This window comes from Legionella sp. PC997 (assembly GCF_014109825.1).
Lineage (GTDB): Bacteria > Pseudomonadota > Gammaproteobacteria > Legionellales > Legionellaceae > Legionella.
On record NZ_CP059577.1, the window covers coordinates 76,894 to 103,465 of the forward strand.

Genomic DNA, 26,572 nt, shown 5'->3' on the forward strand with positions numbered 1-26,572 from the left:
ATAAAAATATTTTTTTCTCTCATCGGCGGTGGTAAGAATCTGCATTTTTCCATCACTTGCTTATAGTTTTTTCCTCATTAAATAATTAATAAACTTTACGCCGTTTATAGAGACAGTTTGTTCTTTTTCAGTGACATATCCTTTGAATTCCAAGAATTTCTTTGCCGTGATGCTCACATCCGCATATAGCTCTTTCATCCCTAACTCAATAGCTTTTTGTTCTAATGCTTTGAGAAGAGCAAGACCAACACCTCTTGCTTGATAATCTTTATTAACATATCCACGGTCAATATGTCCATTTTTCTCTAAATCAGCAAAGCCAACAATCACGTTTGTTTGTTCTTCTACAGCCACAAGAGTATAATTTCTTTCTAAAGACTCTCTCCATTTTTCCAAATCAGCTTCCTTCGGAGCCCATGTATTTAGCTGCACTTCATCATAATCTTTAGAGTTAATAGAATGAACTGCATCATGAAATAGTTTATAAATTTCTACTTCATCTCCAACAATAAAATTCCTAATTCTAAACGCCATTTTTGAATAACTCCCCATAACTACTAGTAATTACATCAATTTTTGTCATTTTTTAAAAATACATATTTATTATTGTAATGACATTTTGTTACTTCTTTTATGAAACATTAATTCAGTAACAAAAACGAGGGTTTATCTCCTTCGCATTTGATTCTCTCAGTAATTTTTTGAATTATATGTTCCATTTTTTCTGGAGAAATTACATGCGATAGAAGCCGTTTTTGCTGTGTTAATTCCATTAAATTATACCTTAATTACATTGCGATTTTTATTCTTCATTTCCCCACCTTTTAGCAGGAAGGAATCCAATATTTTTACATTCCATAAGGTTCTATAAACTATCAACTCTTATTGGTAAATCTCAATTTCTTGTACTGCATAATGCTATTTATTTTTCATACGATAGAATTTGCACATAACACCATGGCCATACCCATCTTTGTAATATTCCATACCACACTTTTCCATAACACGTTGTGACGCAATATGACCTTCTGGTGCAAAAGCAATAATATATTCTGAGTCGATATTTGTACTAGCCCATTTCAATAGTGCTTCCAAGGCCTCTGAAGCATATCCTTTCCCCCAAAATTTTTTATGCAACAGATAACCTACTTCTATTTCTCCGGTTTCAATTGGACCAAATCCACAACGTCCTATGAACTCTTTTAAAGAATTATCAAAAATAACAAAACAAGGAAGTCCTTTTTCTTTATAAAAACTAACGAATTCTTTTATTCTTTTCGCAGTTTGATCTGTGTCTTGGACTCCATCAGGAAAAAATTTCCTTACTTCTGGATCAGAATTAAGTTCAGCAACCTCTTTTAAATCATCTTCGTTAATTAAACGCAAAATCATTCGAGCTGTTTCAATCTTAGTTGACATGCTATTGACCATATAAATTTTAAGTTACATTCTGTTATCAGATAACTTTCATGTTCTATTAATGAATAGTATTTTCTTTTCTCAATACAATTATTAAGATGAATATATTTTTATTGTAACCTAAATAATTTATGTTTTTTCTCACTCATAATCCTGATATCAATAATTTTTCTTAGTTTATCAATGTCCCTTTTGATGGATACTCAATATTTAGCTGATCGCGCATCACCTCTGAGAGGTTTCCATATATCGCTACATTTGCTACATCTTATTGATGAAAGATCTATATTGCCTTGTAAGTTGCCTGTGTAAAAGGATTATATCACTATCCCTGCATCAAGATACCCCACAAATATGTAGCAATAACCATGCTACATAGACACTACTATTTGCTACATATTGCAACCAAAAATAAAATGCACGTGCTATTTCATTTTTTATCATTTTCCTTTTTTATATAAGAATATTTTAAATTAGGAACTCTTTACAAAAAATGGCGGCGTACAAAAATAAGCAACACCAGATAACTCAGACCACTCCTCATGACATCCTCTTTTGTATATTTCGGGATGTGTTTTTTCAGCATTTGAAATGTAGCATGGCGTAGCAATATAGTAGCAATTTTTTGCTACAAATAATTGATCGAATTTGTAACAGAAAAAATGCATTACTCTATGATTTCATAGATAATTTCATCTGGATGGTTTGAATGATTTGATGATCGTGTAGCAATGTAGCAGAATACCTGGAAATGACTGAATGAACCTTACTGAAATAATACTAATGGCAAATATAATCTCCTGCCCCGCTATCTAGGTTAGCCTTATTAAGGCGCAAGGATCTTTTAGATTTATTGATAACTTTTGATCGATAATTCTACTTAATATAAAATCAGCACAGGGTTTTACAAGCACATTAATATCATCCCAATATTCATCTTCCAAACCAATGCATATGTGTTTCGCTCTGTTCATCACGGGCTGATACATTTTAGGTAGACGATCAATCACCCAATCTGCTGCTATAGGTTTCGATCGAATCTCATTAGTTTCTAATGTACTCCAAATCCGTGCATAGGTTAGTAATACATTTCGAGTGTCCTGTTCAAGTTCCGCTGAAAGTCTATCAAGATCATGAAGCATCGCGTTTATAAAGTCGCTATATGGGACCGGGTCTAATAGTTGCTTAGGGCTTTCCCCCATCAATGTATGACTCTTCAATAAGACCTGCGTGATAATCAGCGCAAGATCCGGCATTGCACGATCAGACCATGGTTCAAAATTTCCCATTTCAAATGATGAGCGAAGCCATTCGCCATATTGGAAATCAAAAAGGGGTGGATAAATCCAAGGATTAATTGCGACCCTTTCCACAAGGGTCATTTCTATAGGTGGCTTCGTACTTTTCATGTAAATGCCTGATATTTGGAGTAGATGGTTAGTCAACTCCATCTTTTCTTTTGACGTTGTGGTACGATTTGTTACAACAAATAAATCAATGTCACTGTATTTTTGCAAACCACCTATAAGATAAGAACCATAAAGATAACTCCCAAAAGCTCTGCGCCTAAAATCTTTGTTAGTACCTCAAGACATTCATTGAGTTGTTGCTTTACATCACTGTTGTTTTCCATCATTAACACTCAGCCATTTTTTAAAATCCTTTAACAATGCTTCTGCTTGAGCAATACAAGTTATTACTGCACTCTCAGGAATAATATCGCCAGAATAATCTGCAATATTGCGTTGTTTACGCATAGCATCCAATATAATCACTGTTTTTTTATCAATACCTAAAGTCTGAGGCAATAACTGAATCATCGTTTGATGATGTCCTGGTTTAGAAGTCAAGGTTCGATATCCATGAGATTGAAGTGCTGCATTTGCTATTTGCATAATTGCTTTATAGGCAGCATCAAAGCGATTCTCCGCGCTAACCAAGTCAATTTTTGAATCCACAATATTACGTTCAGCAGCATGCAAAAGCCGATTTATGGTATCTGGGTGAGGTGGTATTTTTTCCAGGCTGATGCCAATTAAATTATCCAAGGTCATGTTCAGCTCCCATAATAAATAGCTTGGGATTATTTAAAACCTCCTGAATGAAAAGATCTTGTTTTTGTAAAGATGACTTCCATTGTTCCCTGGAATATATTTTGGGGTTAATTTCTCTCCCTAAACTCGCTTGGGCAGCATAAAGAGCTGCAACTGCTTCTGTAAAATCAACCTCACCAATAATAAGCACATCAATATCACTTCCAAGGTTTTCGGTTCCTTTGGCCACCGAGCCAAAAACAAAAGCTACTTCAATTTTTTCAGCTAATGGAGTTAAAAAATCAAACAACACATCCACCAAACCAGACGTTTTCTTTAAAATGCTTGAAAGCTCCGTATAAATAGGAAAATTTCGATTTGCTTGGTAATAAACTTGATTACCGCTCTGCTCGCGCAGAAGTACTTTGGATTTAGCAAGTTTGGATAGTTCTCGATGAAGTGTACCCGCTGTGGTATTCGTTAACCGCGCAATCTCTCGGACATGATAACGCTCATCAGGATGCAGCAATAAAAGTGCCAGCACACGCCGCCGATATTCAGAAAACAATATTGAAGTATCAAACATGATTTTTATGTTGAAGCCAACTAAGCTTCAATCATAGCCTAAAAAGCTACACCATTCAATCAGATAAATAAGAAAACCATAAAAAGAAATATCCGTTATAAATCAACTATCCACTGTATCAGTTTAACACGCAACCAATGACCTCAATGATCTTGTAGATATCGAAACTTAAGGGCTCAGTCTTGAGAAAGCATGAAATGGTATTTCCCAATTACGTAATTGTCTTATTGGAAATAAAATGGGGCCTTGAAATTAAAGTTCTTTTCAAAAATCAATAAACACCTACTTCTATTACCATGGCTTCATATTAAAAGGAGATGGGTTAAAAATTTCTTGTTCCCCATCCTCAGATGTATTATGTATCTCCTCATTAGCTTCTTGTTTGGAGAGTTGATTTTTATTAGACGGTCTTGGTTCTCTTGAAAGTGGACTTGCAGTAAGGCCTTGCTCTTTCGTTACCTCATCTCTTTCTTGTGCTTTCGGACTGGGTACGGGCACTAAATTATTTGCTAGCTGTTGAATAAATGCATCGTATAAAGCTAATGTGGGCATGGTAATGCGAAGAGAACATATGCTTCCCTCCTCATCTTGAAGGATTTGTATGCAATCATCAGAAAGATGATTTTCTTCTTTAAATTCATTGAATTCTTTTATAATCGCTTCCATGAATTTTTTTAATTCTTCTCTTTGTTCTTCAGTTAATTTACTAGGTTCACATTGTAATTTAATTGAAAGAGTCATTGATACGCGATCACTATCAACCAGCAATAATCCTTTGGCGATCAATTCCGCAATTATTTCTGGGTCAAAACCAGACTCTAAATCAAGTTCTTCTGAACCAAACACGCCTACCAATTCATCTTCAGACCCAACTGCTTTGCCAGGTTTAGTTAGGAATTTAACTTCACCAGGACTCGCTTTTTCCTCAGATGTCTTCTTATCAGAGGTGGCACTATCACCTCCGCTACCACCTGCGCCATGTCCGGAACAAAGGCGCTTAGGTGCGATTTCTTTAAAACAAGTCCCGCAGCGTACTTTTGCACCTTCCTCAGCAGCCTCTTTTTTTTCTGCTTCCTTTCTAAATTGTTGTAAAGCTAATGCTATAGAGGAGGTTTTGGGTTCATCTGCCGTTATGGATTCAAGGACAGGCTGATGTTGTTCTTTGTCTTTTTTCATGAGAATACTCCAGTGCAAGTTCATAATGGTTTCATCCGAATAAAGATTTACTTATCTGTTATTATACCGAGTTAAAAAAACCCAATTGTATATATAATGTACATTAATTGGGTTGCTCGTTTCTTCGACTTAAAACATCGAGTACATAATCCCAAATTTTACCTGCTACATTAATTCCTTTCCCATCAGATGGATTGAGATGTAATTCAATGTAAGGGAAGCTATTATTTTCAATAATTCCAAATTGTTGCTTATGCCATGGAAGAGAAATGTCCTGACAAATAAAATCAAGACCTGTAAGCGGTATATTGAGTATTTTATGTACTTTTTCCAATAACAGTTTATTCTCAGGATGTATCAGGTCGATAACAGTACTGATTTTTGCACCACTACTCATAGTAACTTTTTTGGCAATAAAGATTTGTTGTCCTTTGTTTATTACCGTATTAAGAGCAACTCCTTGGGCTGCCAAAATTTTCATTAAGTTGCTATTTCGAGTAATTTTGTAGGGATATTCACCATGTCCTTCTTTCCACGTAACTTTATTTTTTTTATCAATTAACTCTTGAAGTGTAGTTACACCATCGCCAACAATGCTCTCAGGTTGTCGTCTCACACAAGCGATTAATGAATCATTAATAATTAATGACCGATAAACATCACCAGGAATGTGTTTTTCAACCAGCACGCGAAAATCAACCTGCTTTACTATTTTTATCGCTTCTTTTAATTCATTTGGAGTTTGAATAGTACATGAAGTATGAATACTTAGAGATTCAGATAGTGGCTTAACCACAAGAGGAAATCCCAATGAGATACCATAGTTGTAGGCGTTTTTGCTGGAAATAAAAACCCTCCCTAAGGGGCAGGGAATTTGGCTATCTAATAATTTTTTCTTGAGGCTCCATTTATTATCATATTTAGTATCCTCATCAAAGCGTGTATTTTTTTGAGAAATAAGAGAGATTGGAGTCTGTATGAAATAATATTTTTTCCTATTGTAGACCAACTTAAAATACAGAGTATGCAAGTTAGATTCCTTAAAATTATACAGCTCTAGCCCTCTTTTTTGTGCTTCATCCCAAAATGCAAGGACACTGTTATTGAATTGTTTCCTATCAATGGTCTGAGTCTTGGTATATAGTTTTATTTTTTGGAAAATATTAATGACCAACTGATTTAATAGGTTATTGAATCGTAAAAAATCCTGCTCTGATAGGAGAAAGAGTTTAGATAAAAGATAGATAAATGGATTGAATATAAAATAATGGAATAAATTAAAAAATTTTCTTCGAAAATGAGAACGTTTTTCGGGATAGCAATGCTCACAATGTTTATTGTCCATATACGCTGTGGGAACAGGTTTTAATGATTTGCAAATGTCACGTGAAGATTTGATTTCTTTATGTTCATCAAAATTTTTAACATAAGCGCTCATAATTTATCTCCACAGATTCGCCCATTAGCTATCATTATATCGAGTTAAAACAGATCAATTGTATATAAAATGTACGGATGCGCCGTGTGTTTGCTTACCTACTGATATCTATGTAACACTGAACTTAAAAATCAATTCAGACTAAATTTGTTTAGAGAGTTTTCTTATTTAAAGAGGCTTAGACAGAACGAATGAAAGATAAATCAATATTGCTTGTAGAAGATAACGTTAAGTTAGCAAATTACCTCAAAGAAAGCTTACAAGAAGCAGGTTATGATGTTTCTATTGAAAAACGTGGTGATAGATCGGTCTATCGCATCATTCGTGAGCAACCTTGCCTAGTAATATTAGATATAATGCTTCCTGGCATGAATGGAGATCAAATATGCCATACCATTAGAGATGAGTATTTGGGGAAAATACTCATGCTAACAGCAATTAATGATATTGAAAGTGAAGTATCCTCTTTAAATTTAGGAGCAGATGACTACTTAACTAAACCTGTTGCAGACGAGGTTTTGAAAGCAAGAATAGAGGCATTGTTACGTCGACCCAATTTAGTTAATAATCAAAATCAATTTCACTTTGGCAATTTTTCTATCAATTTTAGTACTAAGAGTGTTCAGCTCTTTGATGAAGAAATTTCAATAAGTACCAGTGATTTTGAAATGCTTGCTTTGTTGGTTAAGAACCATGATAGGTTGCTGAGTCGAGATAGCATTATGTATGCTCTTTCTGGGCATGAATATGATGGGGTTGATAGAGGTATCGATTTAAAAATATCACGTTTAAGAAAGGCATTGAATGATAATAATAAAAAGCCCTATCGTATAAAAACAATTCATAAAAAAGGATATATATTTGTATCAGCGGCTTGGGAATAAATATAGATCTCAGCCACCAATCTTATGTAAGACTTATCAAAAATAGTGAAAAATTCTTTTGCCTCGACCTTGGGATTTTTCGTCCAGTTATGAAAGCTTCACCCAATATATCGCAAATCTATAATCATTTACCCTCGACAAAAGTATCATTTTAGAACGCTTGTACAATATATATACATATGAGCCGAGTGTTTTTGATAAAATCAACCTATTATTTTAAGTAATAGTCGAGATGAGCCATGAAAGACGCTGCAATAGAAATCTTAATATATAAACCAGATCCAGATCATCCACTGCCTGAAAATCAGAGGGGTGTGGTGATAAATCCTCACTTAAAACAACGGTTCAAGCAATTTGTTCCAATTGGCGTCTATTTAGAAGGCCCTGATTTGAAGTATTATTTTTTCGATCAGTGTGATAAATCCCCAAAAATCTATAGTAGTTTGGATGAACTCAAACGAGACTTACCGGAAGAACTAGACAATATATTTGAGAAAAACCCAAAATTATTTATTATGGGCCATGCTGGTGGTGGCGAATATGGTATGGGTAATTGCCATGGCCCAAGTGAGCAGTTATATGATGATAATTTTGATAATTTATTACATGGTTTTAAACGAGCATTGCCCGCACATCATGGTGAAGTTTTTGTGACTTTAGAAGGTTGTAATACAGACAATCAACTTAATGCTGCAGCAAACTCACAGGAAAAAACATTTTTAGAAAGAGTGTCAGTGAAACATCCAGAAATCACGTTTGGTGGAACTGGACCATGGGATGCGCAAGATGTACAGACCGGCTTCCGATCCCTTTCGCCGGCATCCCCTATCACATCGATGGCAGGAAATATTTGGAAGGCTGGAAACAGTGTTATTTTTCATCATGGTGAATATCAAGTTGCCGTTCGAAAATCTTTATTTGCCTCAACACAAACAGCTAAAGAATTAAAAGTTAACACCCTAGAATATGCCCGTGCAATTCTAGGTAAAGACGAAGCCGATGAACTGATAGCAAAAATCGCTTTAAATCGAGATATTCTAAGCATTCAAGATTTAAAGAAAATTGATAGTTTTCCAGAATTGCGATTTGAAGGAGAAGATGTTGCAAAGTTTGTTGAACAGGAAAACCAAATATTAGGTAAAGAACAAGAAAATTATTTAAACCGTGTCCGTGATATCTTAGGTCGGGCGGATCCTATAGAACAACTGACACATAGAGATGTACTAGAACTTCTCTTAGGTTTAAAAGAACCTTCTGTATTTAAAGGTCATGAAGACTTGCTCGAGTCAATTCTAGCTAATAAAGCTTTGTTAAACCTGGCAATGGTAAGTTGTGGAAAAGTCCTTATTGGTGGCCCAAGTAATGATGGCGTCATTGCTTTATTATTAAAACATGGCGCTGATATTAATAGTACTGATAAAAAAAGCATGACGGCTTTGCACTATGCGGTACAGAATTTTTATAATTATAGAAAAGAGCCCTTACATCTCATTAAAAAGTTAATAGAGTGTGGTGCTAGTCTTGAAGTGCGAAATGAAAAAGGACAGACTCCTATCGAGACAGCGCAAGAACATAGCAAAGATGGACGAGTGACTGCTAGTGATAAGCTTCTCGCATCTTTGAAATCTAGCAATTCGCCACCAACTCCCTTAGAACTAAAACAATCTGTTAGACAAATATTTCAGATGAGTCAACACAAGGCTGATGAACTACTTTCATTACCTATTGCGAAACGTGAATATAGCAAATGTAGTGAAGGCACTCTTTATATTCCTGGAGATGTAGTGGAAAAATTGCATGGAATCTTGCAATCTGCAAAGGGGAATAATGAACTATTATCGGCGTTTGAATCAGAGCTTAGTATGGTTATCAGTGCTCTTGAAAAAGGTATTGGAACTGGAGAAGTGGTTGATGGCGAGGAAGATGAATTCATCCCTAAACGTTTTGAAAATGCAAAACTCCAGTTAACAGCGGTTATGGACGCACTGGTTGAGATGAAACAAGAGATCGATACTTCAAAAGATGCTAAAGTTGGGGCCAACTTCCAAAACTAAAATCTTAATCGCTAAGAATATCTTGGAAGTACTATGGTGAATCGAGCACCTTTTAATATCGGTGATTGTGTAGCCATGACCTTTCCTCCGTGGAGATTAACAACTTTTTTAACAATAGCTAATCCTAACCCAATATGTTTATCTCCAATTCCGGAGTTTTCGGCAATTGTATATTCAGAAAAAATGTCATCCGCACCATCATCCGGCAAGCCTGAGCCATCATCGTCTACGTGAATTAAAATATGACTATTATCCAGCGAAATGGTTAAAGAAATAGTGTGCTCTGCAAATTTCATAGCATTTGTAATCAAATTGGTAACAGCATGTTTTAAATTATTTTCATCTATGTATGCTTTCAAAGAATTTAACTCATTAGTATGAAATGTAATTTCAAATGTCGATGAAGAATAAGACTCTAATAGCTTTCTTAACCATACTATTATATCGGTCTCAGACTGTTTTAATTTCAATTCGTTTGAATGCATTTTTGAGTAAATCAAAAAAGTGCTGACGAGGCGATTCATATCTGCAATATCTTCTTGTATGCTGTTTAGCTGTTTATTGAGTAATACATCTTCAGCATTTTTCCTTTTGATACTATCCGTCGCCATTTGTATGGTTGACAAAGGGGTCCTAATTTCATGCGCGACAAACCGGCACAATTGTTTATGTGATTCAATCAGTTCTTTTAATTGCTCACCCATGTGGATGATATTTACATACAGCCCATACAAAATAGAGGTGGTACCTATTTTCCGATGAAAATCAAAGTTCCCTTGACTGAAATTTTTAGTTATCTGATACACCTTTTTCATATTTCTAACAAAAAGCAATGAAAAAAAGGCAATAAGACAAAGGGATAAAAAAAAGAAAGTCCCTATAAAATAATACATAACATCACTGATTCTTGCCATAACGGGCAGATAGCTTAGTGGGCCAATTTTGAGTATTCCACCACTAAAACTATAATAGAGAATAACAATTTGTGACGAGTTTTTATTGGTTTCAAATACTAAACGCTTTGTTGATAAAGAATTAATTATATTACCTGGTAAGTGTTTACTTTTAGTTTTATAAACATGAAGAGGAAAACCATATATTTTTTCTAACTGTAATAGTTCATTACTCCATGTATTTTTTGATTTTGATAATAAATGTTGAACGATTTGTATTAAAACAGGATTCATATAATTAAAAATAATTTCGCCAGGATCTGAAAAATTGTAAGCTAATGCATACGGGGTATTACCAATTTTTTTATACGCAGTATGTTCTACAATTACCTCGTTTAGAAATTGATAGGTTGTACCTGATAAAAAAATGATTTCACCATTATTTAATTGATTATTCTGCTTCAGGGTGAGTTTTAGACTGTCGATTACTATAAGATGAATAAGATTATCTGTTTTTTTCTTTATTATTGCATCCCAGTTTGATTTCGGATTATTAATTAACTCTTTTTCTAAACTAATTAAAAGTCCTTGTGACATCGTTTGTCCTGCATTAACAATTATCTTTGTCTCAACTGACTTTAAATATTTAAAAAATGCCAAAACAAGAATTAAAAAAATCACGAAGAACGCAGTCAAAATTTTAATATAAATATTAAATTTCATTACTATGCACTCTAAATAAGAATAATAGATGCCTTTTCACAAGAAATACTCTGGATTATCTTTGATAATTTCAATATCTAATTCTGGCATAATTATCCTACGTTTTGTCACTCTTTATAACTCTTGTAATTAGCCTATTTAAGGCATTCAAATTATCGATATTCGTTATGGCCTCATCAAATAATGATAAAGTCTCTGGATCGTGTGTTTCTAAATACTTGAATGCTTTTTTTGGACCTTGATAACGCAATTCTTTGAATACAAAATAATCCTCTAGAATTGTGAAGATTGACCAAATATGGCGATATTTCCCTTCTAAATCTCTAGTATACGCCCTTGCCAGCATTTTTTGATACCACACTCTACGTGCTGTAATTTCATCAGGAGGGAGGGACTCAGGCAATATTAAAAAAGCAGAGAGTTTTTTTAATAACTCTGTGCCAAAATAAGCTTTTTCAACAACAACGATGCCATCTGACATACATAAATGTTCATCAGAAATTGAATCAAAAGCATTCTCTGGATAAACAAAAATATCATGATAAACTTGATGTGCTTCATCAAAGCGTGCAATTCGTTGCTTATCTCCTTTTTCCCTAATCCCTGCAACATCATAATCACTGGTTACTGTGAAGTCTCCTCGTGCGCGCGAGCCATATAAAATAATTGTATGGCAATGATGTAAAGATATTAATTCATCAACAATGAATTGCAGAACAGCATCATTTTCTAATGATATTTTCTTTTGTGTCATTTCCTTACCTTCTTACTTTGTAACCATAATACCAACGGCTCCCTGTGGTGGAACTGGTTTGAACCGTATGATCTACTCCTGCTGGAATCAATACTTCTTCTCCAATAGCAGGTTTTAACGTTTTATTGCCCATGGTTAAAATCCTTCCAAATTTGACCTGGGGGATCTTCCCAAAGCTCAAAACTAAAGCCACGAGAGCGCCAATTGCTCTCAATTATTGTTGTATCCAGCATTTAGGCTCATTATTTAAAATCATTCTTTAAATTTTACACCACTGGAGAGCATCAACACCACAACCAATGACTTCAATGATCTTGTGTCGAGACTGAAGGCCTCTCTTTATTTAAATTTGACTTTTAGGGACTTTGAATAAGACAGACAGGTATCGCACTAATTCCATGTTGGCTTTATCTTCAATAGAAGGTGCCGCGATTTTTATCTTGAGTTCCCCTCCAACAGCACCTACTACTTGATTGCATTTGGCGCCGGGTTGAATAAGCAAACTAAGAATTAATCCATTATCCTTTTGTTTATACCCCGGATATAGGTAAATCATCTTGCTGTTCCATTATTTTATCCTGCTTTTACTATTCTATTGAGACTCGCTTTTTTATGTATAATATTCTCTGGGTAACTATTTAAAGGGAAGTTTTTTATGTTAAGTAAGACTTATATTTTTCTCGTCATTTTTTATGCATTTTAACTTCCAAAAATGAATAATCTACTACCACTTTTCAAATGGGGAACCGATTACCTGGTTTCTAATGGCTACTCAATAGAGCGCTCGCCAGAAATTGTATTGTCAACACCGTGGTCTCATGTGATCCGATTTGCAACATCAACAGAGAATTTTTATTTAAAACAAACACCACCATCTTTTTTTCTATCTAATGAGCCCAAAATCATTCGAGTATTGTCATCCCAATTCCATGCCAATGTGCCCGATATAATTGAAATTAATGAGGATTTACATTGTTTTCTAATGAGGGATGCGGGTATTTCTTTGCGTCAAACGCTTAAAACCAACTTCAAGCCAGAGCTATTATGCCAAGCAATAAAACAATATGCCACAATTCAACGCAGATCTGAAGAGTGTATCGCTACGTTTCTCAAACTTGGTGTACCCGATTGGCGATTAAATCAATTACCCTTTCTTTATGATCACATCTTAAAGCAAACTACTTTTTTAAAAGCAGAGGGACTCACCGATAAAGAATTACAAACACTACACGCCCTAAGCCCGAAATTTTCAGCACAGTGCAAATTATTAGCAAGCTTTAAGATTCCTGAAACCATTGGTTATCACGATTTTCATGATAAAAATGTTCTTCTTGATCCAATTACTAAAAGAATGACTTTTGTTGATTGGGGCGAGACCGCTATCCTTCATCCATTTTTTTCGTTACAGACCTGTTTAGAACAATCGATTACTCACCATGGAGTAACAGAAGGTGATTCAACCTACCTGAAATTTCAAGATGCTTGCTTCGAAAATTGGCTAGGATTAGCGACAGAAAAACAACTGTTAAATGCATTCATTGTTGCCAAACAGATCCGGCTATTTTGGAATATACTCGCATCTAACCAGTTTATGCTCAGTGTGGATCGCCAGGCCTACAAGGCCTATTATCCCAATCAACCTAGTCCGATAGCAGGTGGTTTTAAAGCACTTCTTGAAGGCATCCATTAGTCCCAAAAATTAAGTTACTATTAGAAATAATCATAATAAGCAGCTTATTAGTTCTATAAGTATTCATGATATACTACTGGCATAATTTGGCAGCAGTATCTTGTCCCGAACTGAACGTTTGTTTGATTTAATTCAATTATTACGACGTCACCGATTACCCGTGAGTGGCAAAAAACTTTCAGAAGAATTAGGCGTAAGCCTACGCACTCTGTACCGAGATATAATAACCTTACAATCCTTAGGCGCGCCCATTGAAGGTGAGCCCGGTGTTGGTTATGTGCTTAAATCTGGTTTTATGTTGCCTCCTTTGATGTTTTCAGATGATGAAATTGAGGCAATGGTGCTAGGGTCAAGTTGGGTTGCACAACGAGCGGATACTCAACTTAAAATCGCAGCTCAAAATGTGCTTGCAAAAATTTCAGCAGTCCTTCCTACTGAATTAAAACACCAACTAGAAACTTCAGGACTCTTAGTTCCCCCAGGAAAATGTGCCGAAAGTAAAGATAGTGATCTTATTCTCATTCGCAAAGCGATACGTTTAGAACGAAAAATCGAATTAGAATATCAAGATCTCCAAAACAATCATTCGACACGAATACTCTGGCCTATCGCGCTCGGCTTTTTTGATGAAGTGCATCTCATGGTGGGTTGGTGTGAACTAAGGCAGGACTTCCGTCACTTCAGAACCGATAGAATTATTCAATTATCCATTAAAGAACAAAAATATTCCGAACGCCGACAATCCCTTTTAAAGAAGTGGCGCACCCTACATAACATTCCCCAATCCTATTGAATGATGCTGACAAAAACTGTCATCCGTATGTTTTATATTCTCCAATGAATTTAGCGAAATAAAAAACAGGAAAAATCATGACATTCGACCCCAATTTAGTTCTATTTTATGTGAGCAATATAGAAAACAGTACTCATTTTTACTCAGAATTGCTCAATGCTCAGCCTATCCACACTGAGCCTGATTACGCCATGTTTTTATTAAAATCCGGTTTGCGATTGGGATTATGGTCTCAAAATTCTGCGTTACCTGCACCAACTGCATTAGGTGGCGGTAGCGAACTCGCTATTTTGGTTCCCGATGAGCAAGCCGTTGATGAACTTTTTAGAAATTATCAAACTAAGAATTTTAAAATGATACAAGAACCAACACCGATGGATTTTGGTTATACGTTTGTAACCTGCGACCCAGATGGTCATCGAATTCGCTTTTTTTCAAAGAACGGATCATGAACCAAAACTGGCTGGCTGTCGCCTGCGCGTCCCACGTGCAAATTGGAGTGGAAGGAGGGTTTATGCAAGTTTGCTACGGTAAACTTGCACCTCTAAAGAGAATAAAAGCGGACGATTGCATCATTTATTACTCGCCGACGCTGCACTTTAAAGGCATTGAAAAACTGCAAGCATTTACGGCAATTAGAATCGTTCTACCAGGTGAGCCCTATCAAGTGGATATGGGTAATGGTTTTCATCCATTTCGACGAAATGTACTTTGGGCCAATAAAAAGATTGATGTTTCGATACACACGCTTATTGAATCGCTCGAATTGACAAAAAATACCAAGAATTGGGGATACCCATTTCGTTTTGGCCTATTAAAAATCAGTGAAGCGGATAAACGCATCATTGCCAATGCCATGCAGGCTTATATTAATTAAAAACTTCTACTTTGGAGCCTTATATGACTGTTATTATACCCCAATTGACCCAGATTCAAGAATTTAAAGTAACTGGAATGAGTGTAAGAACAAAAAATGAAGAGGATTTTAATCCCAAAACTGCACGAATACCTCATCTTTGGGAGCAATTTCTTGATTCAAAAATCAAAACACAACAAGATAGCCCCGTTTATGGCGTGTATCACCATTATGAGTCCGACTCATCAGGGTACTATACAGTTACTGCTGGGATAGGAATTGTGAATGAATCCAAAGCTACGCACTTGGATAGAGTCACTATAAACGCGGGCAACTATCTGGTTTTTAAAGCAATTGGGCCTAATCCCTCAGCAATCATTAATGCCTGGCAAACTATTTGGAGCTATTTTAATGAAAAGCCAAAATACGAAAGAATCTACCTCACTGATTTTGAGCTCTATAAAACGCCTCATGAAAGTGCAGTATACATAGGCATAAAATAACTAACATAAGATATTAACTATGACAACAACTCTAAATAAAACCGAAATGATGGAGTCACTCAAAACACTTAGAAGCGAGCTCGAGTTACTTAAAAAGCCTTATTCGCAGCCAAAAACAATCTATTATAAAACGGGGCCGGGAGATTATGCAGAGCATGACCAATTTATAGGTGTAAGCGTCCCTGAATTAAGAAAAGTCGCCAAACGTTATCAAACCGTATTACCCTTTTCTTTGTTACAAGAGTTGTTGTATTCATCTATTAATGAAGAACGCTTATTAGCGCTATTAATGTTAGTAACTCATTATCAAAAAGGAGATATAGACCTCAAGCAAACGATTTTTCAATTTTATTTAACTCATATCAATCAGATTAATAACTGGAATTTGGTTGACGCTTCAGCCCATTGGATTGTTGGGGCGCATTTATTAGATAAGGACAAAACACTCCTCTTCACCCTTGCAGAAAGCACTAACCTTTGGGAAAAACGTATCGCCATTGTCGCCACTTGGTATTTTATTCGAAATAATCATTTTGATTGCACTCTTAAACTTGCAGAAAAACTGCTATGCGACGATCATGATTTAATTCATAAGGCCGTAGGCTGGATGTTACGAGAAGTAGGAAAACGTAACCAAGCTATCCTCATCGAATTTTTAGATAGCCATGCTTATCGAATGCCAAGAACCATGCTGCGCTACGCCATTGAACGATTGATGCCAATAACGCGAAAAAGTTATTTATTAGCTAAGCCAATCGAATGCATTTAGAATCATGGTTGTTCATGAAATAAAGCAATTAGTTCTTTACTGGAAGAACATCCTAAGGACTCCATCAATTTAGCAATCATTCCTTCAACTGTTCTGTAAGAAACATGAGTTTCACGCGCAATTTCTTTAGCTGTTTTTCCTTGTGCCAACAACTTCAGGTATATGGCTTGTTGTTCAGTTAGCTCAACTTTCGTGTGAAATTCCTTATGGTATAAAGTAAAATCTTTTTTCTCCAAAATTGATGTTAGGTTTTTTTGGGGTAACATTTCTTCATTCCCCACCACAGCCGTCACAATACAACGTGTATGCTCCTCTAATTTCCCATCATCACCATGCATAGTGAGTGTAGCAACCTCTTTATATAAATTATCTCGCTCATCATGTAGTTGCTCAAAAAAATCGCTCAAACTTGGTATAGGCAATAAACTTGTAGTATTGCGTGCAGTACGATCGATTTGGACCGGAGTACTCACATCCAAAAATACAGTCATTTCATCGTGCAATAACTGACGATTTTTTAATGACAAAACAACGCTGGAATCCGTTGTCACAATGATATGCTCTTGGGTGCAAAGGGAAGTTAATATATCAAACTGACATTCATAAAAAGCATCACTCCCAGGGCCTCCAAGTATTTCCCACACATGTCGTCCAACATGGAACTCTAACCCCAAATCCGCATCGACAAATCGCCACCCTAATGATTGAGACACAGACTTTGCTAATAATCCTTTACCCGCACCATGATGACCAACAATAAAAATTCGTTGAGGTTGATTCATTCTTACTATCTCCTAAAACTAAATGATGTAATAATTATACAAATAGACCATAAGATGCATCAATACGTAGAACTACGTGAGTATTGAGTATAGGATTATTATTCTAATCTAACAGAAAAATTAATTTTGGGAAAAATAGCAGTATTTTTTTCTTCCAAGCATTCACTTGAGAGTACACTGATTGATAAGATAACAAGCAAAACATTGCTAACAATTTCTATGAGTAAATATTCTATGCCCAACTATCTGCATCTCGCCCTGAAATCCGAACGACTTCAGTTAATCCCTATTTCACTAAACTATGCCGAAGAGTTGTGCAAAGAATTTACCGCTGAAATTACAGAACATATGTGGCCAAGTGCTCCGAAAACTCAAGAAGAAATTAACCAGCATATTTCTGAACAACAAATCAAAATGCAGGAAGGCACTGAAATCGCATTAGTCATTTTAAACGAAGAAAACCAAGCTTTTTTAGGATATGCCTGCCTGCACCAAGCGAATACGAAAACACCCGAATTAGGTATTTGGTTAAAGAAAAGTGCTCATGGATTTCACTATGGTTTTGAAACAATTAATTTATTAAAAACATGGGCTGAAACTAATCTTGTTTATGATTATCTAAAATATCCAGTTGTAAGACATAATATCCCAAGTCGCAAACTTGCCGAAAAAATGGGTGGCATCATTCAAGATGAATACATCAAAACAAGTGAATCAGGCAAGTTGCTTGATGAAGTAGAATATCGATTTTATGGTGTACCAATGACAAATACACAACCCATGAATATTACTGAAAGCTTAGTGCGCGAGCTCATTGCTCAGCAATTTCCACAGTGGAGTCATCTGCCTATTCAAGCTGTAAACAATAGCGGTTGGGACAATAGAACCTTTCACCTAGGTACAGAAATGCTCATTCGTATGCCAAGCAGCGCCGAATACGCAGGACAAGTGGAAAAAGAGCAAGCATGGTTACCCCAATTGGCCCCACATCTTCCTCTTCCGATACCCGCACCGCTTGCGATGGGAAAACCCAGTACCCTGTATCCTTGGAAGTGGTCCATTAATCATTGGCTTCCTGGAGAAACAGCAGCGGTTACTCCCATTAATGATTTACCTGAATTTGCACATGATTTAGCTCTATTTCTTAAAGCGCTCCAGAGCATCAATTCAATAGGCGGTCCTCTTGCTGGGCCCCAGAGTTTTTATCGTGGTGGTGATTTAGCAGTTTATGATTCAGAGACACACAAAGCCATCGAAAATTTGAAGGACAATATAGATTTTCATTCTGCAACACAAGTTTGGGAAAAAGCACTCTCCACCTCATGGCAAAATCCACCAGTATGGGTCCATGGTGATGTGAGTGTTGGCAATTTATTGCTTTCTCAAGGAAAATTAAGTGCGGTTATCGATTTTGGCCAACTCGCAATCGGCGATCCTGCTTGCGATCTTGCTATTGCCTGGACACTATTTGAAGGAAAAAGTCGGAGCATTTTTTTAGAAACACTAGAACTTGACTCAAAGACTTGGGAACGAGGACGTGCCTGGGCTTTATGGAAATCAATGATGTACCTTGTGAATCAACAAACAGAGATGAATTTTGAAGCAAAAAGAGCATTGCGCACAATTCATGAAGTGATCGAGGATCATAGGAAACTATCATGAAGAATCCTCACATAGAATGGGCACTTAGTGCCTTAAACAATTTAGGATTTCAAATTGAACCCACCAAGCCCGAAATAATTCTCGATACAGCTTGGTCAGAAGTGTGTCGCTTTCAAACGAACTTTGGATTGGTTTATTTGAAGAAGGTTCCTTCTGCATTGTCATTAGAAACCAACGTCATTCAGCTATTGCAGCAACAATTCAATGCTCCTGTTCCGCAAATCTTGGCTCATAATCAGGAACTAAACTGTTTTTTAATGCAAGATGCTGGCATTCCTTTACATGATGTCTTTAAACAGGAATTTAGACCTAACCTTTTAATTGATGCCATTCATCATTACACAAAGCTGCAGATAGACTCAGCAGATAAAATAAACCTCCTTCTTGATTTAGGCGTCCCTGATTGGCGCCTGCAACAATTGCCAAGACTTTATAACCAATTAATGAATGAAGAAGAGTTATTAATTGGCGATGGATTAACTCAAAAAGAATTAAAACAATTAAAAAATTTAGAGAGTAAATTACAAATTCTTTGTGACCAATTAGCCAGTTTCAAAGTGCCTGATACTTTTGGCCATGCCGATTTTCATGATAAAAATATCTTAGTGAATCTCAATACTCATCAAACCACGCTGATTGATTTAGGGGAAGTTGTTATTACTCATCCTTTTTTCTCATTCGTTAATTGTTTGTATCGTGCAACAGAACATTTAAAACTACCAAGCAGTCAATATAAGAAATTACAGGAGGATTGTTTTAAAAACTGGCTCTCGATAGAGTCCTCTGCGCATTTGCTTGAGATCATTGCAATTATTGAACAATGTTGGGCTATACATGCGGTGTTGGGCGAGTATCGCCTAATTAAAAGCATCGACCCCATCGCATCAATAACACTGTGTCGACAAGGCCGATTTGCTGGAAAATTAAGAGCTTGGATAGAACAATAAAGCGCTATTATTGACGGACCAACCGGATATTTTCTCTACCAAAAGGACTATTTTCTGTGGAGCGATAGGGGTTAATATCCAATCCTCCTCGCCGAGTATAACGTCCATAGATTGATAATATTTCCGGTTTGCAACAGTTCATAATATCCACAAAAATCCGTTCAATACATTGTTCATGAAACTCGTTATGATTTCTAAAGGAAACAAGGTATTTTAATAAGCCTTCTTGATTAATCTTTTTTCCTTTATACGCAATTTGTATGCTTCCCCAATCGGGTTGATTAGTCACCAAGCAATTTGATTTTAATAGGTTAGAATACAATCTTTCTTCCACTAACTCGTTTTGAACACTAAGAAATGATGGCTCAACCAAATAGACAGAGCATTCAACATCGAGATGGTCAATGCACTCACCTTTCGGTATTTGTGATACAGCGTAGTGTTTTGCTTGTTCCAAAAGATAAATTTTAACTGAAACTGGAGCTTCTATACGTGCTTCTAAATCATTTTTTATTGTATTTTCTAACTCACTAATACTTTTTATTTTGGTATTATTGAATGAATTAAAATAAAGTTTTAATGACTTGGATTCGATGAGTTTGGGCGAGTTACAATCATAAAAAATTTCACCAATCCCAACCATCGGTTTACCTTTTTCGTTGAGCCAAGAGACTTCATAATGATTCCAGCAGTCAAAACCCACAAAAGGAGGATGGGGGCAGGATCAATGCCAATTTCTTGTCGCTTACCTGCTCTGGGAATAGGATAGAGTCGATTGGGATTATAGGTGGAATCATAGTCTGATTTTTTACCTAACTCTGATTCATTAACGGATTGATATTTTTTTAATACAGCATCGCTCATAGTATTTAACTCCAATATTTCAATAATTTTTGCACTACTTTGCCAATTGATTGGCTGGTTTATTTCCAGTTGACTGGCAATATACGTTAACAAAGAGGCTGCTTCATTTATTTTATTAGCCTTTTCACTCAATTCGCGGGCTTGAAGGCTCATTGATGCGGCCAGATTAAAGTTTGGATTCGCAAGGATTTCTTTAATAGTAGATAAAGAGAATCCAAGGAATTTTAAGGTGATAATTTGTTGTAAAATAAGTAAATCAGTTTCAGAATACAAACGATAGCCAGAATCAGAGCGCTTTGTTGGTTTTAACAAACCTACTTCATCATAGTATTGCAATGACCGAATTGAAAGAGAGGTCATTTGGCTGATTTCTTTAATTTGATAATATTTCATAAGCATCATCTCCTTAATTGATGATTCTAAGCTATCACGCAACGTGAGGGTCAATAGTCATTTTATTCAAGAGAATAAAAAAATTGTTTGTTTCATGTTAAGATGTGCCGCTTCATAGTTATATTTACTGCATAGTGGTTATTATGAGCCCAAATACTATTCAATTAAATCAAAATCATGGGGGACCACTCCACTACCTCGGAAATAGGTACCTCACTCTTCCAGATTTAACAGGACATATGTCCCCTGATACCAGCTGGTTGAATGAACATTTCTCTGTATTATTGGCGAATAATAAAGGCCAAAAATACAAGAAAGCTATTGAGCCTTTTTCAGGTTCTGCTTCTTGGAGCTTGGCTGCAATGGAGGTTGGCCTTGCAGAAGAATATATTGTCAATGACAGCAATAAAGTTCTGATTAATATACTTCAATTAATTAGAGACAATCCTACGCTTGTTAAAACCTCTTATGCTGCGTTAATAGAAAAATATGATGTTTCCCTATCGAAGAAAGATTTTTTCCTTAAAGTGATTGAGAATTACAACCAGACAACTGATGAGGAAAAACCATTATTGCTCCCCTTTATCATCAATCATTCATGGGGAGGAATTCTTTTTTATGATAAAGAACTGAATATTATCTATCGCGAAGGTGAATTATTTGAAGGAAAAAACGCCAATCGATTTCTTGAACATGCAAATTTGTCGTTGGAAATGTTCTTGTGTGAGATTGACCGAGTATCTAACCTTCTTAATGTAAATCAAGTTTCATTCAGAAGTGGTGATTTTATGGACGTGATTTCGATCGCGACACCTGGTGATTTTGTGGCGCTGAATCCTCCTTATCCAGAGAATGAGCACTCAACGTTTGAAAAAGCTGGGATGTATACTGAACTTTATTCACCTGAAAAACTGCACCAAAATTTGGTTCACATCGTTCACTATCTTGAAAGCCAAGGTATTCATTATTACATGACTTATGGGTTTTATAATCCCAAATTCAGAAACTACGTCTTAGCTAATAAGAACCAGCAACCAATTAATTACTTTCGTGTTCTCGGTTATAAGCATTGTGCTTTTGGAATAGGCCTTGATCAGATGTACTTTACTTCCCAGTTTTCAATTCCCAAAAGGATAAACATATTCAAAGCAGAAGAGGTTTTAGGGAACCAAGATTTAACACCTGAAGAAGCACTAGAACAATTTAAACGACTTTCAAAAAAATGTTTTGCTGTTATTTACCGAGCCTTTATTAAGCCTGGGCTTGAGATGGAGTATCAAAAGGCCTGGCATCAGGTCGCTTCCTATTTTGTGCAATATCGCGGAGCGTTAGGTTCTTGCCTGCATAAAACTAACGATGGTATGTGGCTTGCCTATTCTCGTTGGCCAGATAAAGCGACTCGAGATGCTTCTTGGCCAGGCGACAATGCACCATCTGAGATGTTACCTGATGACATTAAAAAAGCGCTTATAACCATTCAAGAGAGTATTGATCAAACGCAAAAACTACCCGAAATTACTATGGAAGTTATCGATGATTTATTGTATTCAAACTAATTTTAGAAGATATAACTCATGAATCAAGCCGCAAATTACCAACTAGAGCTTGTTATAGACCCCAAGCTACTAGAACAGCAAGATAAAATTATTCGTGATGGGATAGTAAATTTTAATGCTCCTTTTACGGGAACCAAACCAGAGCGTTACTCAATCTATGTGAAAGATAACGAAGGTACTATTATTGGCGGTGCTATTGTATATGCTCATAAAAGCTCAATATACGTTGATGTCCTCTGGGTTAATGAAGAATACCGTGGTCTTGGTATTGGTGCTGAGATATTACGCAACGTTGAAGTCGAAGCAATTAAACGAGGGATTCCAGCATCAACATTAGATACTTTTTCTTTTCAGGCAGAAGGGTTTTATTTAAAACAAGGCTATCAGCATTTAGGAACAATTAACAAATACCTAGAAGGACATGATCGGATCTATTTGAGAAAACAATTGAAGAAAGAGTAAAGGCATATCCCCCATAAAAGAAATATACCTTGAAAAAGAACAGAACAAACGAAGCATCTATTTTCCGAAGTTGATCTTTTATTGGAACTGATCGTAAAAATTCATAAATGAATTAGAAAGGAAAGGGAGGTAGCTGACTCTTATCTCTAAGCCAGAATGGATGATGCCATTCTTCATAGATAGAAACTGGCATATTGCTTTGCTTAAATTCATCAAAAGATAAGCCGCAAAGAATCCATTTAAGGAATTCCCCGCAAGTTTCTGGACTTATTAAGTGACCGGACTGATAAGCCTCATCAAACATTTTATGCAAATGAAATGAAGTTGTTTCTCTTAAAATTTTTTGAATTCTTGTATCCACTTCCCCTGGAATAACACAAAACACACCGATATTTTTCTCGGCTAACTCTTTTCTCACAATAGCCGTTACTTCATCCAAACCTGCTTTACTGGCACAGTATGTTGAACTTTCTTTAAGTTTCAAAGTGGCTGCCCTTGATGTAACAAATAAAATCCGAGACTTCTCAGGCATCCCTACCGCGAGAAGTGCTGTTAGTTTCATGGGAGCTAATAAATTAACCTGGAACACTGCGTCAATACTGTCACAATCATATTCAGTTAACGGACGTGGAGGGCTTTTCATTCCTGCATTATGAACTAAAAGATGAAGCGGTATATCAGATTCATTAATAATTTTTGCAACCTGTTCAATATCACTATTGCGGGTAAAATCCGATTGAATGGGAACAAAACGAGGAAATAGCGCTTTAGTATTCATCATGAAGCATTCCTTGAAACTTAAGTTAATTTCGTGCGATATGGTAATCAAAGTTGAATAAAGTTAACAGTTTATTCTTAATTCACGTGTTACTAATTGAGTTAATTCTGTAATACTCGCCTTGACTTGAATAATAGTAGGCAAAACCTGAAGAACCTGTTCAACACCAATATTCTGCTGCTCGCTATCAGAGCTAAAAGAACGCTCTATATTATACACCAGCCAATTGATCCAATTACCAAGAACACCATAAAAGGCGGCCTCTAAATGATCCTGATTTATAGTTAATCCAGATGATGCATATATTTTTAGCATTTTTATAAATAAAGATTTATGAAAAAATGGGGTAGTAATTCCACTCCAATCAAGAGCACAATTGACTATTTCATAGGTAGGATTAAGTTTTCGCGCAGACTCCCAATCGATGAGAAATGGAGTATCATTTTTATCCCATAAAACATTTTTTTGATCCAGATCGCCATGGGTTACTACACTACTACTTTGTAAAATAGGTATTACTTTTTGATAGAGCTCATTAAGCTCAATTATAATTCGTTGATTACTTTTTAATTGCTCTTTAAACACCAAATTTTGGCTTGCTGACTGGTCTATTAACACACTAATTTTTTCATTGGTATGAATATCAAATTCTTGAGTGCTTAGTTCAGGGACATTAAGATTAATACAATGAATTTTTGCCAAAAAGGCAGCTATTTTAAGTGCATGCACCTCAGATATAGCGTCTTTATTTAATGCTTTTGCTGCTATCCAAGGATAAACAAGAAAAGCTTCATCTTCCGAAAGGATTAAATAATTATTTTCTATTTTTAGAGCATGGATTGCAGGTATCGTATGCTTGGAAAATAGGAAGGCTATCTCTTCTGTCAATTCATATTGGGATTTAACTTCTTCAGTCAATTGGATCCTGCTATTGAGTTGTTTTACAGCAAACTGCGAGCCATTGCACTCCAGATACCACATTTTATGTAAAAGACCGCCATAGACTCTTTGAGGCAAGTCACAAGGTTGGTTTATCTTTAATTTTTTACAGATTGTTTCTAGCTGACTTCTATTCACTATGAACCGCCTTAAGAATGCCTTGTGTTTCTAACTCTTCATTAAAAAATTTAACAAAAAATGTTTTGCTTAACTTGGGATTTTTTTTATTGATTCTCGTAAATTCTGCTGTAAAACCGCATTTCTTATAAAATTCTGGCGCTTGAAATGCACTAGTCACTAAATTGATATTATTAAAGCCCTGACCTTTGAAATGATGTTCTAGAGCAAGCAATAACTGCTTACCATACCCTTTACCACGATAAGCGCTATCTACCCAAATATCATCCACATAAATTTCAGAAAATGCTGTATAGGCATTAATCACCCCAAAAACTTCTCCTTGGGCAGAAGAAATAGTCACTGAAAAACATCGATAATTGACGTCGATACCATGCTGAGCCTCATAGGCAACAAATCCCTTTGTCATTCGGTTTTCTGTTGTCTCATCAAGCTCATCAACAAATTGGATTTGATATTCTTTCTTGCTTTCTAAAGGTTCCCCTACATTCTGTACATTACTATCAAAACGAAAAATAACTCGCTGAGGCTGATGTGGATCATAATTGACTGTTTTAATTTCTTCCTGGAAATTACCCATTGTAATTTTTGCAATAGTTTTGCGCCAAAAGTTAAGCGCTGGCTTATTTTCCGGAATCACAGAAATTTCCCATAAGCCTGGATGCATGTTCCAAAGTTCAGAGGAAACCAAAAAACCTAAACCTTTGCCTTGAAACTTTGCAGTAATGAAAAACTCGCCCATATTCCACATAGTATCTGGGTAAATTCCTTCTTGATTTAATAGGGCAAAACCTGCTAATTCATTACCTACTTTAATCAGAAAGGCTTTTCTTGTCGGCTCTTCAAAGTATTTTTTAAAATCGAAGCTTTCATAAAGGCCATCGGGAGGCAAAGCCCAATCCTCTGAAATAAAACCGCAGTCACGAGAGAGTTCATATACATAAAATCGTGCCATATTTTGGATGATAGGATAATCATCTAATGTTGCTGTCTCAATTTTTAAAGCAGATTGTAATTCTTTGATGTTCACAGCACTTTCCTTAAATACAGTTTTGCCATATGACCTTCATTCTGATAACCAAGCGATTTGTAAAAATCATGAGAGCCCTCTTTGGCTCGCCTAAGTCCCGATGTCAAATCAATGATACAGGGACTAAACTGCCTGGCAAATTCCTCAACAGTAATCATAAGCTTTTTACCTATTCCTTGATTACGATATCCTTGGTCGACCACAAGGCCTTCAATATGAAATCTTGTTGTTTCTGAAACAAAAAGATAGCTCTTAGACCAAGCAATCCAACCAACAACTTTTCCAGCAATTTCCGCAAGAAGAACACCGTAATGCAGTTCATTAGTAAATAGCTCAAGTCTTCTTTGCAACTCATCAGGCGATTGCGGATAGCCCAATTGCTCCATTAAAGGGTGAAGATGTTGAGCATCATCAATTACTGCTTTGCGGATAATCAATTCAACAGACATT

Annotated in this window: 28 protein-coding genes and 2 pseudogenes; 12 read left to right on the forward strand and 18 right to left on the reverse strand. The window is 36.0% G+C overall.

Annotation, left to right across the window (positions count from 1 at the left end; translation table 11 throughout):
* Positions 1–60: 60 nt before the first annotated feature.
* The 7 genes from HBNCFIEN_RS16785 to HBNCFIEN_RS16815 form a co-directional block, all read right to left on the reverse strand.
* Positions 61–534, reverse strand: coding sequence for a GNAT family N-acetyltransferase (locus tag HBNCFIEN_RS16785; protein WP_014845069.1), 474 nt, complete (start codon positions 532–534; stop codon positions 61–63).
* Positions 535–918: 384 nt separating this feature from the next.
* A complete protein-coding gene (locus HBNCFIEN_RS16790) occupies positions 919–1,419 on the reverse strand; it encodes a GNAT family N-acetyltransferase (protein WP_014845068.1) in 501 nt (166 codons plus the stop codon).
* Between the two features lie 812 nt (positions 1,420–2,231).
* The gene (locus HBNCFIEN_RS16795; protein ID WP_019350459.1) at positions 2,232–2,828 is read right to left on the reverse strand and encodes an aminoglycoside adenylyltransferase domain-containing protein; all 597 of its coding nucleotides are present in this window, start codon (positions 2,826–2,828) and stop codon (positions 2,232–2,234) included.
* A 207-nt stretch (positions 2,829–3,035) separates the two neighbouring features.
* Entirely contained in the window at positions 3,036–3,473 is a 438-nt protein-coding gene (locus tag HBNCFIEN_RS16800) for a DNA-binding protein (protein WP_019350461.1), read from the reverse strand.
* A complete protein-coding gene (locus tag HBNCFIEN_RS16805) occupies positions 3,460–4,038 on the reverse strand; it encodes a nucleotidyltransferase domain-containing protein (protein ID WP_014845064.1) in 579 nt (192 codons plus the stop codon). Before HBNCFIEN_RS16805 ends, HBNCFIEN_RS16800 begins: the two co-directional genes overlap by 14 nt.
* 291 nt (positions 4,039–4,329) lie before the next feature.
* The gene (locus HBNCFIEN_RS16810; protein WP_014845063.1) at positions 4,330–5,214 is read right to left on the reverse strand and encodes a hypothetical protein; all 885 of its coding nucleotides are present in this window, start codon (positions 5,212–5,214) and stop codon (positions 4,330–4,332) included.
* Between the two features lie 103 nt (positions 5,215–5,317).
* On the reverse strand, positions 5,318–6,652 hold the full coding sequence (locus HBNCFIEN_RS16815) for a hypothetical protein (protein WP_014845062.1): 1,335 nt from the start codon (positions 6,650–6,652) through the stop codon (positions 5,318–5,320).
* Positions 6,653–6,843: 191 nt separating this feature from the next.
* Here HBNCFIEN_RS16815 and HBNCFIEN_RS16820 point away from each other — a divergent pair, with 191 nt between their 5' ends.
* Together HBNCFIEN_RS16820 and HBNCFIEN_RS16825 are read left to right on the forward strand one after the other, a co-directional pair.
* Positions 6,844–7,536, forward strand: coding sequence for a response regulator (locus HBNCFIEN_RS16820; protein ID WP_014845061.1), 693 nt, complete (start codon positions 6,844–6,846; stop codon positions 7,534–7,536).
* 239 nt (positions 7,537–7,775) lie between these two features.
* Entirely contained in the window at positions 7,776–9,590 is a 1,815-nt protein-coding gene (locus HBNCFIEN_RS16825) for an ankyrin repeat domain-containing protein (protein ID WP_014845060.1), read from the forward strand.
* Positions 9,591–9,601: 11 nt separating this feature from the next.
* On the opposite strand, the gene HBNCFIEN_RS16830 is transcribed toward HBNCFIEN_RS16825, so the two are convergent.
* The 4 genes from HBNCFIEN_RS16830 to HBNCFIEN_RS16845 form a co-directional block, all read right to left on the reverse strand.
* Positions 9,602–11,164 carry a sensor histidine kinase KdpD gene (locus HBNCFIEN_RS16830; protein ID WP_243753453.1) on the reverse strand — a complete coding sequence of 521 codons (1,563 nt, stop codon included), beginning with the start codon at positions 11,162–11,164 and terminating at the stop codon, positions 9,602–9,604.
* Positions 11,165–11,303: 139 nt separating this feature from the next.
* The gene (locus tag HBNCFIEN_RS16835) at positions 11,304–11,960 is read right to left on the reverse strand and encodes a nucleotidyltransferase domain-containing protein (RefSeq protein WP_014845058.1); all 657 of its coding nucleotides are present in this window, start codon (positions 11,958–11,960) and stop codon (positions 11,304–11,306) included.
* Between the two features lie 4 nt (positions 11,961–11,964).
* Positions 11,965–12,093 carry a hypothetical protein gene (locus tag HBNCFIEN_RS17775; RefSeq protein WP_255464427.1) on the reverse strand — a complete coding sequence of 43 codons (129 nt, stop codon included), beginning with the start codon at positions 12,091–12,093 and terminating at the stop codon, positions 11,965–11,967.
* Between the two features lie 210 nt (positions 12,094–12,303).
* Positions 12,304–12,516 carry a DUF167 family protein gene (locus HBNCFIEN_RS16845; protein ID WP_014845057.1) on the reverse strand — a complete coding sequence of 71 codons (213 nt, stop codon included), beginning with the start codon at positions 12,514–12,516 and terminating at the stop codon, positions 12,304–12,306.
* A gap of 156 nt (positions 12,517–12,672) precedes the next feature.
* On the opposite strand from HBNCFIEN_RS16845, the gene HBNCFIEN_RS16850 reads away from it, so the two are divergent.
* From HBNCFIEN_RS16850 to HBNCFIEN_RS16875, 6 genes are all read left to right on the forward strand, one after another.
* Positions 12,673–13,650 carry a phosphotransferase gene (locus tag HBNCFIEN_RS16850; RefSeq protein ID WP_014845056.1) on the forward strand — a complete coding sequence of 326 codons (978 nt, stop codon included), beginning with the start codon at positions 12,673–12,675 and terminating at the stop codon, positions 13,648–13,650.
* A 100-nt stretch (positions 13,651–13,750) separates the two neighbouring features.
* Entirely contained in the window at positions 13,751–14,443 is a 693-nt protein-coding gene (locus tag HBNCFIEN_RS16855) for a YafY family protein (protein ID WP_014845055.1), read from the forward strand.
* 77 nt (positions 14,444–14,520) lie between these two features.
* Positions 14,521–14,895 carry a VOC family protein gene (locus HBNCFIEN_RS16860; protein ID WP_014845054.1) on the forward strand — a complete coding sequence of 125 codons (375 nt, stop codon included), beginning with the start codon at positions 14,521–14,523 and terminating at the stop codon, positions 14,893–14,895.
* On the forward strand, positions 14,892–15,320 hold the full coding sequence (locus tag HBNCFIEN_RS16865) for an EVE domain-containing protein (RefSeq protein WP_014845053.1): 429 nt from the start codon (positions 14,892–14,894) through the stop codon (positions 15,318–15,320). The genes HBNCFIEN_RS16860 and HBNCFIEN_RS16865 overlap by 4 nt, the downstream gene beginning before the upstream one ends.
* A 23-nt stretch (positions 15,321–15,343) precedes the next feature.
* Entirely contained in the window at positions 15,344–15,802 is a 459-nt protein-coding gene (locus HBNCFIEN_RS16870; protein WP_014845052.1) for a GyrI-like domain-containing protein, read from the forward strand.
* Between the two features lie 19 nt (positions 15,803–15,821).
* Positions 15,822–16,571 (forward strand): DNA alkylation repair protein, encoded by a 750-nt coding sequence (locus tag HBNCFIEN_RS16875; RefSeq protein WP_014845051.1) that lies wholly within the window; start codon positions 15,822–15,824, stop codon positions 16,569–16,571.
* A 2-nt stretch (positions 16,572–16,573) separates the two neighbouring features.
* Here HBNCFIEN_RS16875 and HBNCFIEN_RS16880 read toward each other — a convergent pair whose 3' ends face one another.
* Positions 16,574–17,353: a shikimate kinase gene (locus HBNCFIEN_RS16880; RefSeq protein ID WP_014845050.1), complete on the reverse strand. Its 780-nt coding sequence runs from the start codon at positions 17,351–17,353 to the stop codon at positions 16,574–16,576.
* Positions 17,354–17,587: 234 nt separating this feature from the next.
* On the opposite strand from HBNCFIEN_RS16880, the gene HBNCFIEN_RS16885 reads away from it, so the two are divergent.
* Both HBNCFIEN_RS16885 and HBNCFIEN_RS16890 read left to right on the forward strand, forming a co-directional pair.
* A complete protein-coding gene (locus tag HBNCFIEN_RS16885) occupies positions 17,588–19,015 on the forward strand; it encodes a GNAT family N-acetyltransferase (RefSeq protein WP_019350464.1) in 1,428 nt (475 codons plus the stop codon).
* A complete protein-coding gene (locus tag HBNCFIEN_RS16890) occupies positions 19,012–19,962 on the forward strand; it encodes an aminoglycoside phosphotransferase family protein (protein ID WP_014845048.1) in 951 nt (316 codons plus the stop codon). Before HBNCFIEN_RS16885 ends, HBNCFIEN_RS16890 begins: the two co-directional genes overlap by 4 nt.
* Before the next feature lie 7 nt (positions 19,963–19,969).
* Here the strand turns inward: HBNCFIEN_RS16890 and queF are convergent.
* Positions 19,970–20,826, reverse strand: a pseudogene (gene queF / locus HBNCFIEN_RS16895) (NADPH-dependent 7-cyano-7-deazaguanine reductase QueF).
* A gap of 240 nt (positions 20,827–21,066) precedes the next feature.
* A pseudogene (locus tag HBNCFIEN_RS17780) lies at positions 21,067–21,228 on the reverse strand (MerR family DNA-binding transcriptional regulator); the annotation flags it as partial.
* 134 nt (positions 21,229–21,362) lie between these two features.
* On the opposite strand from HBNCFIEN_RS17780, the gene HBNCFIEN_RS16905 reads away from it, so the two are divergent.
* Together HBNCFIEN_RS16905 and HBNCFIEN_RS16910 are read left to right on the forward strand one after the other, a co-directional pair.
* On the forward strand, positions 21,363–22,775 hold the full coding sequence (locus HBNCFIEN_RS16905) for a DNA adenine methylase (RefSeq protein ID WP_019350465.1): 1,413 nt from the start codon (positions 21,363–21,365) through the stop codon (positions 22,773–22,775).
* An 18-nt stretch (positions 22,776–22,793) separates the two neighbouring features.
* A complete protein-coding gene (locus tag HBNCFIEN_RS16910) occupies positions 22,794–23,237 on the forward strand; it encodes a GNAT family N-acetyltransferase (RefSeq protein ID WP_014845044.1) in 444 nt (147 codons plus the stop codon).
* 112 nt (positions 23,238–23,349) lie between these two features.
* On the opposite strand, the gene HBNCFIEN_RS16915 is transcribed toward HBNCFIEN_RS16910, so the two are convergent.
* From HBNCFIEN_RS16915 to HBNCFIEN_RS16930, 4 genes are read right to left on the reverse strand one after another with little or no spacing between them, the layout of a single operon-like run.
* Positions 23,350–24,018, reverse strand: coding sequence for an SDR family oxidoreductase (locus tag HBNCFIEN_RS16915; RefSeq protein WP_014845043.1), 669 nt, complete (start codon positions 24,016–24,018; stop codon positions 23,350–23,352).
* A gap of 60 nt (positions 24,019–24,078) precedes the next feature.
* Positions 24,079–25,092, reverse strand: a complete 1,014-nt coding sequence (locus tag HBNCFIEN_RS16920; protein WP_014845042.1) for an aminoglycoside phosphotransferase family protein — start codon at positions 25,090–25,092, stop codon at positions 24,079–24,081.
* On the reverse strand, positions 25,085–26,122 hold the full coding sequence (locus tag HBNCFIEN_RS16925) for a GNAT family N-acetyltransferase (protein WP_014845041.1): 1,038 nt from the start codon (positions 26,120–26,122) through the stop codon (positions 25,085–25,087). Before HBNCFIEN_RS16925 ends, HBNCFIEN_RS16920 begins: the two co-directional genes overlap by 8 nt.
* A complete protein-coding gene (locus HBNCFIEN_RS16930; RefSeq protein ID WP_014845040.1) occupies positions 26,119–26,571 on the reverse strand; it encodes a GNAT family N-acetyltransferase in 453 nt (150 codons plus the stop codon). The genes HBNCFIEN_RS16925 and HBNCFIEN_RS16930 overlap by 4 nt, the downstream gene beginning before the upstream one ends.
* Position 26,572: the final 1 nt, after the last annotated feature.

Excerpts from the sequence above, each read along its gene's own strand:
- HBNCFIEN_RS16815 (WP_014845062.1), bottom strand. The coding sequence starts at position 6,652 with ATGAGCGCTTATGTTAAAAATTTTGATGAACATAAAGAAATCAAATCT.
- HBNCFIEN_RS16785 (WP_014845069.1), bottom strand. The coding sequence starts at position 534 with ATGGCGTTTAGAATTAGGAATTTTATTGTTGGAGATGAAGTAGAAATT.
- HBNCFIEN_RS16890 (WP_014845048.1), top strand. The coding sequence starts at position 19,012 with ATGAAGAATCCTCACATAGAATGGGCACTTAGTGCCTTAAACAATTTA.
- HBNCFIEN_RS16795 (WP_019350459.1), bottom strand. The coding sequence starts at position 2,828 with ATGAAAAGTACGAAGCCACCTATAGAAATGACCCTTGTGGAAAGGGTC.
- HBNCFIEN_RS16800 (WP_019350461.1), bottom strand. The coding sequence starts at position 3,473 with ATGACCTTGGATAATTTAATTGGCATCAGCCTGGAAAAAATACCACCT.
- HBNCFIEN_RS16870 (WP_014845052.1), top strand. The coding sequence starts at position 15,344 with ATGACTGTTATTATACCCCAATTGACCCAGATTCAAGAATTTAAAGTA.
- HBNCFIEN_RS16860 (WP_014845054.1), top strand. The coding sequence starts at position 14,521 with ATGACATTCGACCCCAATTTAGTTCTATTTTATGTGAGCAATATAGAA.
- HBNCFIEN_RS16875 (WP_014845051.1), top strand. The coding sequence starts at position 15,822 with ATGACAACAACTCTAAATAAAACCGAAATGATGGAGTCACTCAAAACA.
- HBNCFIEN_RS16865 (WP_014845053.1), top strand. The coding sequence starts at position 14,892 with ATGAACCAAAACTGGCTGGCTGTCGCCTGCGCGTCCCACGTGCAAATT.
- HBNCFIEN_RS16825 (WP_014845060.1), top strand. The coding sequence starts at position 7,776 with ATGAAAGACGCTGCAATAGAAATCTTAATATATAAACCAGATCCAGAT.
- HBNCFIEN_RS16930 (WP_014845040.1), bottom strand. The coding sequence starts at position 26,571 with ATGTCTGTTGAATTGATTATCCGCAAAGCAGTAATTGATGATGCTCAA.
- HBNCFIEN_RS17775 (WP_255464427.1), bottom strand. The coding sequence starts at position 12,093 with ATGGGCAATAAAACGTTAAAACCTGCTATTGGAGAAGAAGTATTGATT.
- HBNCFIEN_RS16850 (WP_014845056.1), top strand. The coding sequence starts at position 12,673 with ATGAATAATCTACTACCACTTTTCAAATGGGGAACCGATTACCTGGTT.
- HBNCFIEN_RS16820 (WP_014845061.1), top strand. The coding sequence starts at position 6,844 with ATGAAAGATAAATCAATATTGCTTGTAGAAGATAACGTTAAGTTAGCA.
- HBNCFIEN_RS16910 (WP_014845044.1), top strand. The coding sequence starts at position 22,794 with ATGAATCAAGCCGCAAATTACCAACTAGAGCTTGTTATAGACCCCAAG.
- HBNCFIEN_RS16885 (WP_019350464.1), top strand. The coding sequence starts at position 17,588 with ATGCCCAACTATCTGCATCTCGCCCTGAAATCCGAACGACTTCAGTTA.
- HBNCFIEN_RS16845 (WP_014845057.1), bottom strand. The coding sequence starts at position 12,516 with ATGATTTACCTATATCCGGGGTATAAACAAAAGGATAATGGATTAATT.
- HBNCFIEN_RS16880 (WP_014845050.1), bottom strand. The coding sequence starts at position 17,353 with ATGAATCAACCTCAACGAATTTTTATTGTTGGTCATCATGGTGCGGGT.
- HBNCFIEN_RS16835 (WP_014845058.1), bottom strand. The coding sequence starts at position 11,960 with ATGACACAAAAGAAAATATCATTAGAAAATGATGCTGTTCTGCAATTC.
- HBNCFIEN_RS16905 (WP_019350465.1), top strand. The coding sequence starts at position 21,363 with ATGAGCCCAAATACTATTCAATTAAATCAAAATCATGGGGGACCACTC.
- HBNCFIEN_RS16805 (WP_014845064.1), bottom strand. The coding sequence starts at position 4,038 with ATGTTTGATACTTCAATATTGTTTTCTGAATATCGGCGGCGTGTGCTG.
- HBNCFIEN_RS16810 (WP_014845063.1), bottom strand. The coding sequence starts at position 5,214 with ATGAAAAAAGACAAAGAACAACATCAGCCTGTCCTTGAATCCATAACG.
- HBNCFIEN_RS16915 (WP_014845043.1), bottom strand. The coding sequence starts at position 24,018 with ATGATGAATACTAAAGCGCTATTTCCTCGTTTTGTTCCCATTCAATCG.
- HBNCFIEN_RS16790 (WP_014845068.1), bottom strand. The coding sequence starts at position 1,419 with ATGTCAACTAAGATTGAAACAGCTCGAATGATTTTGCGTTTAATTAAC.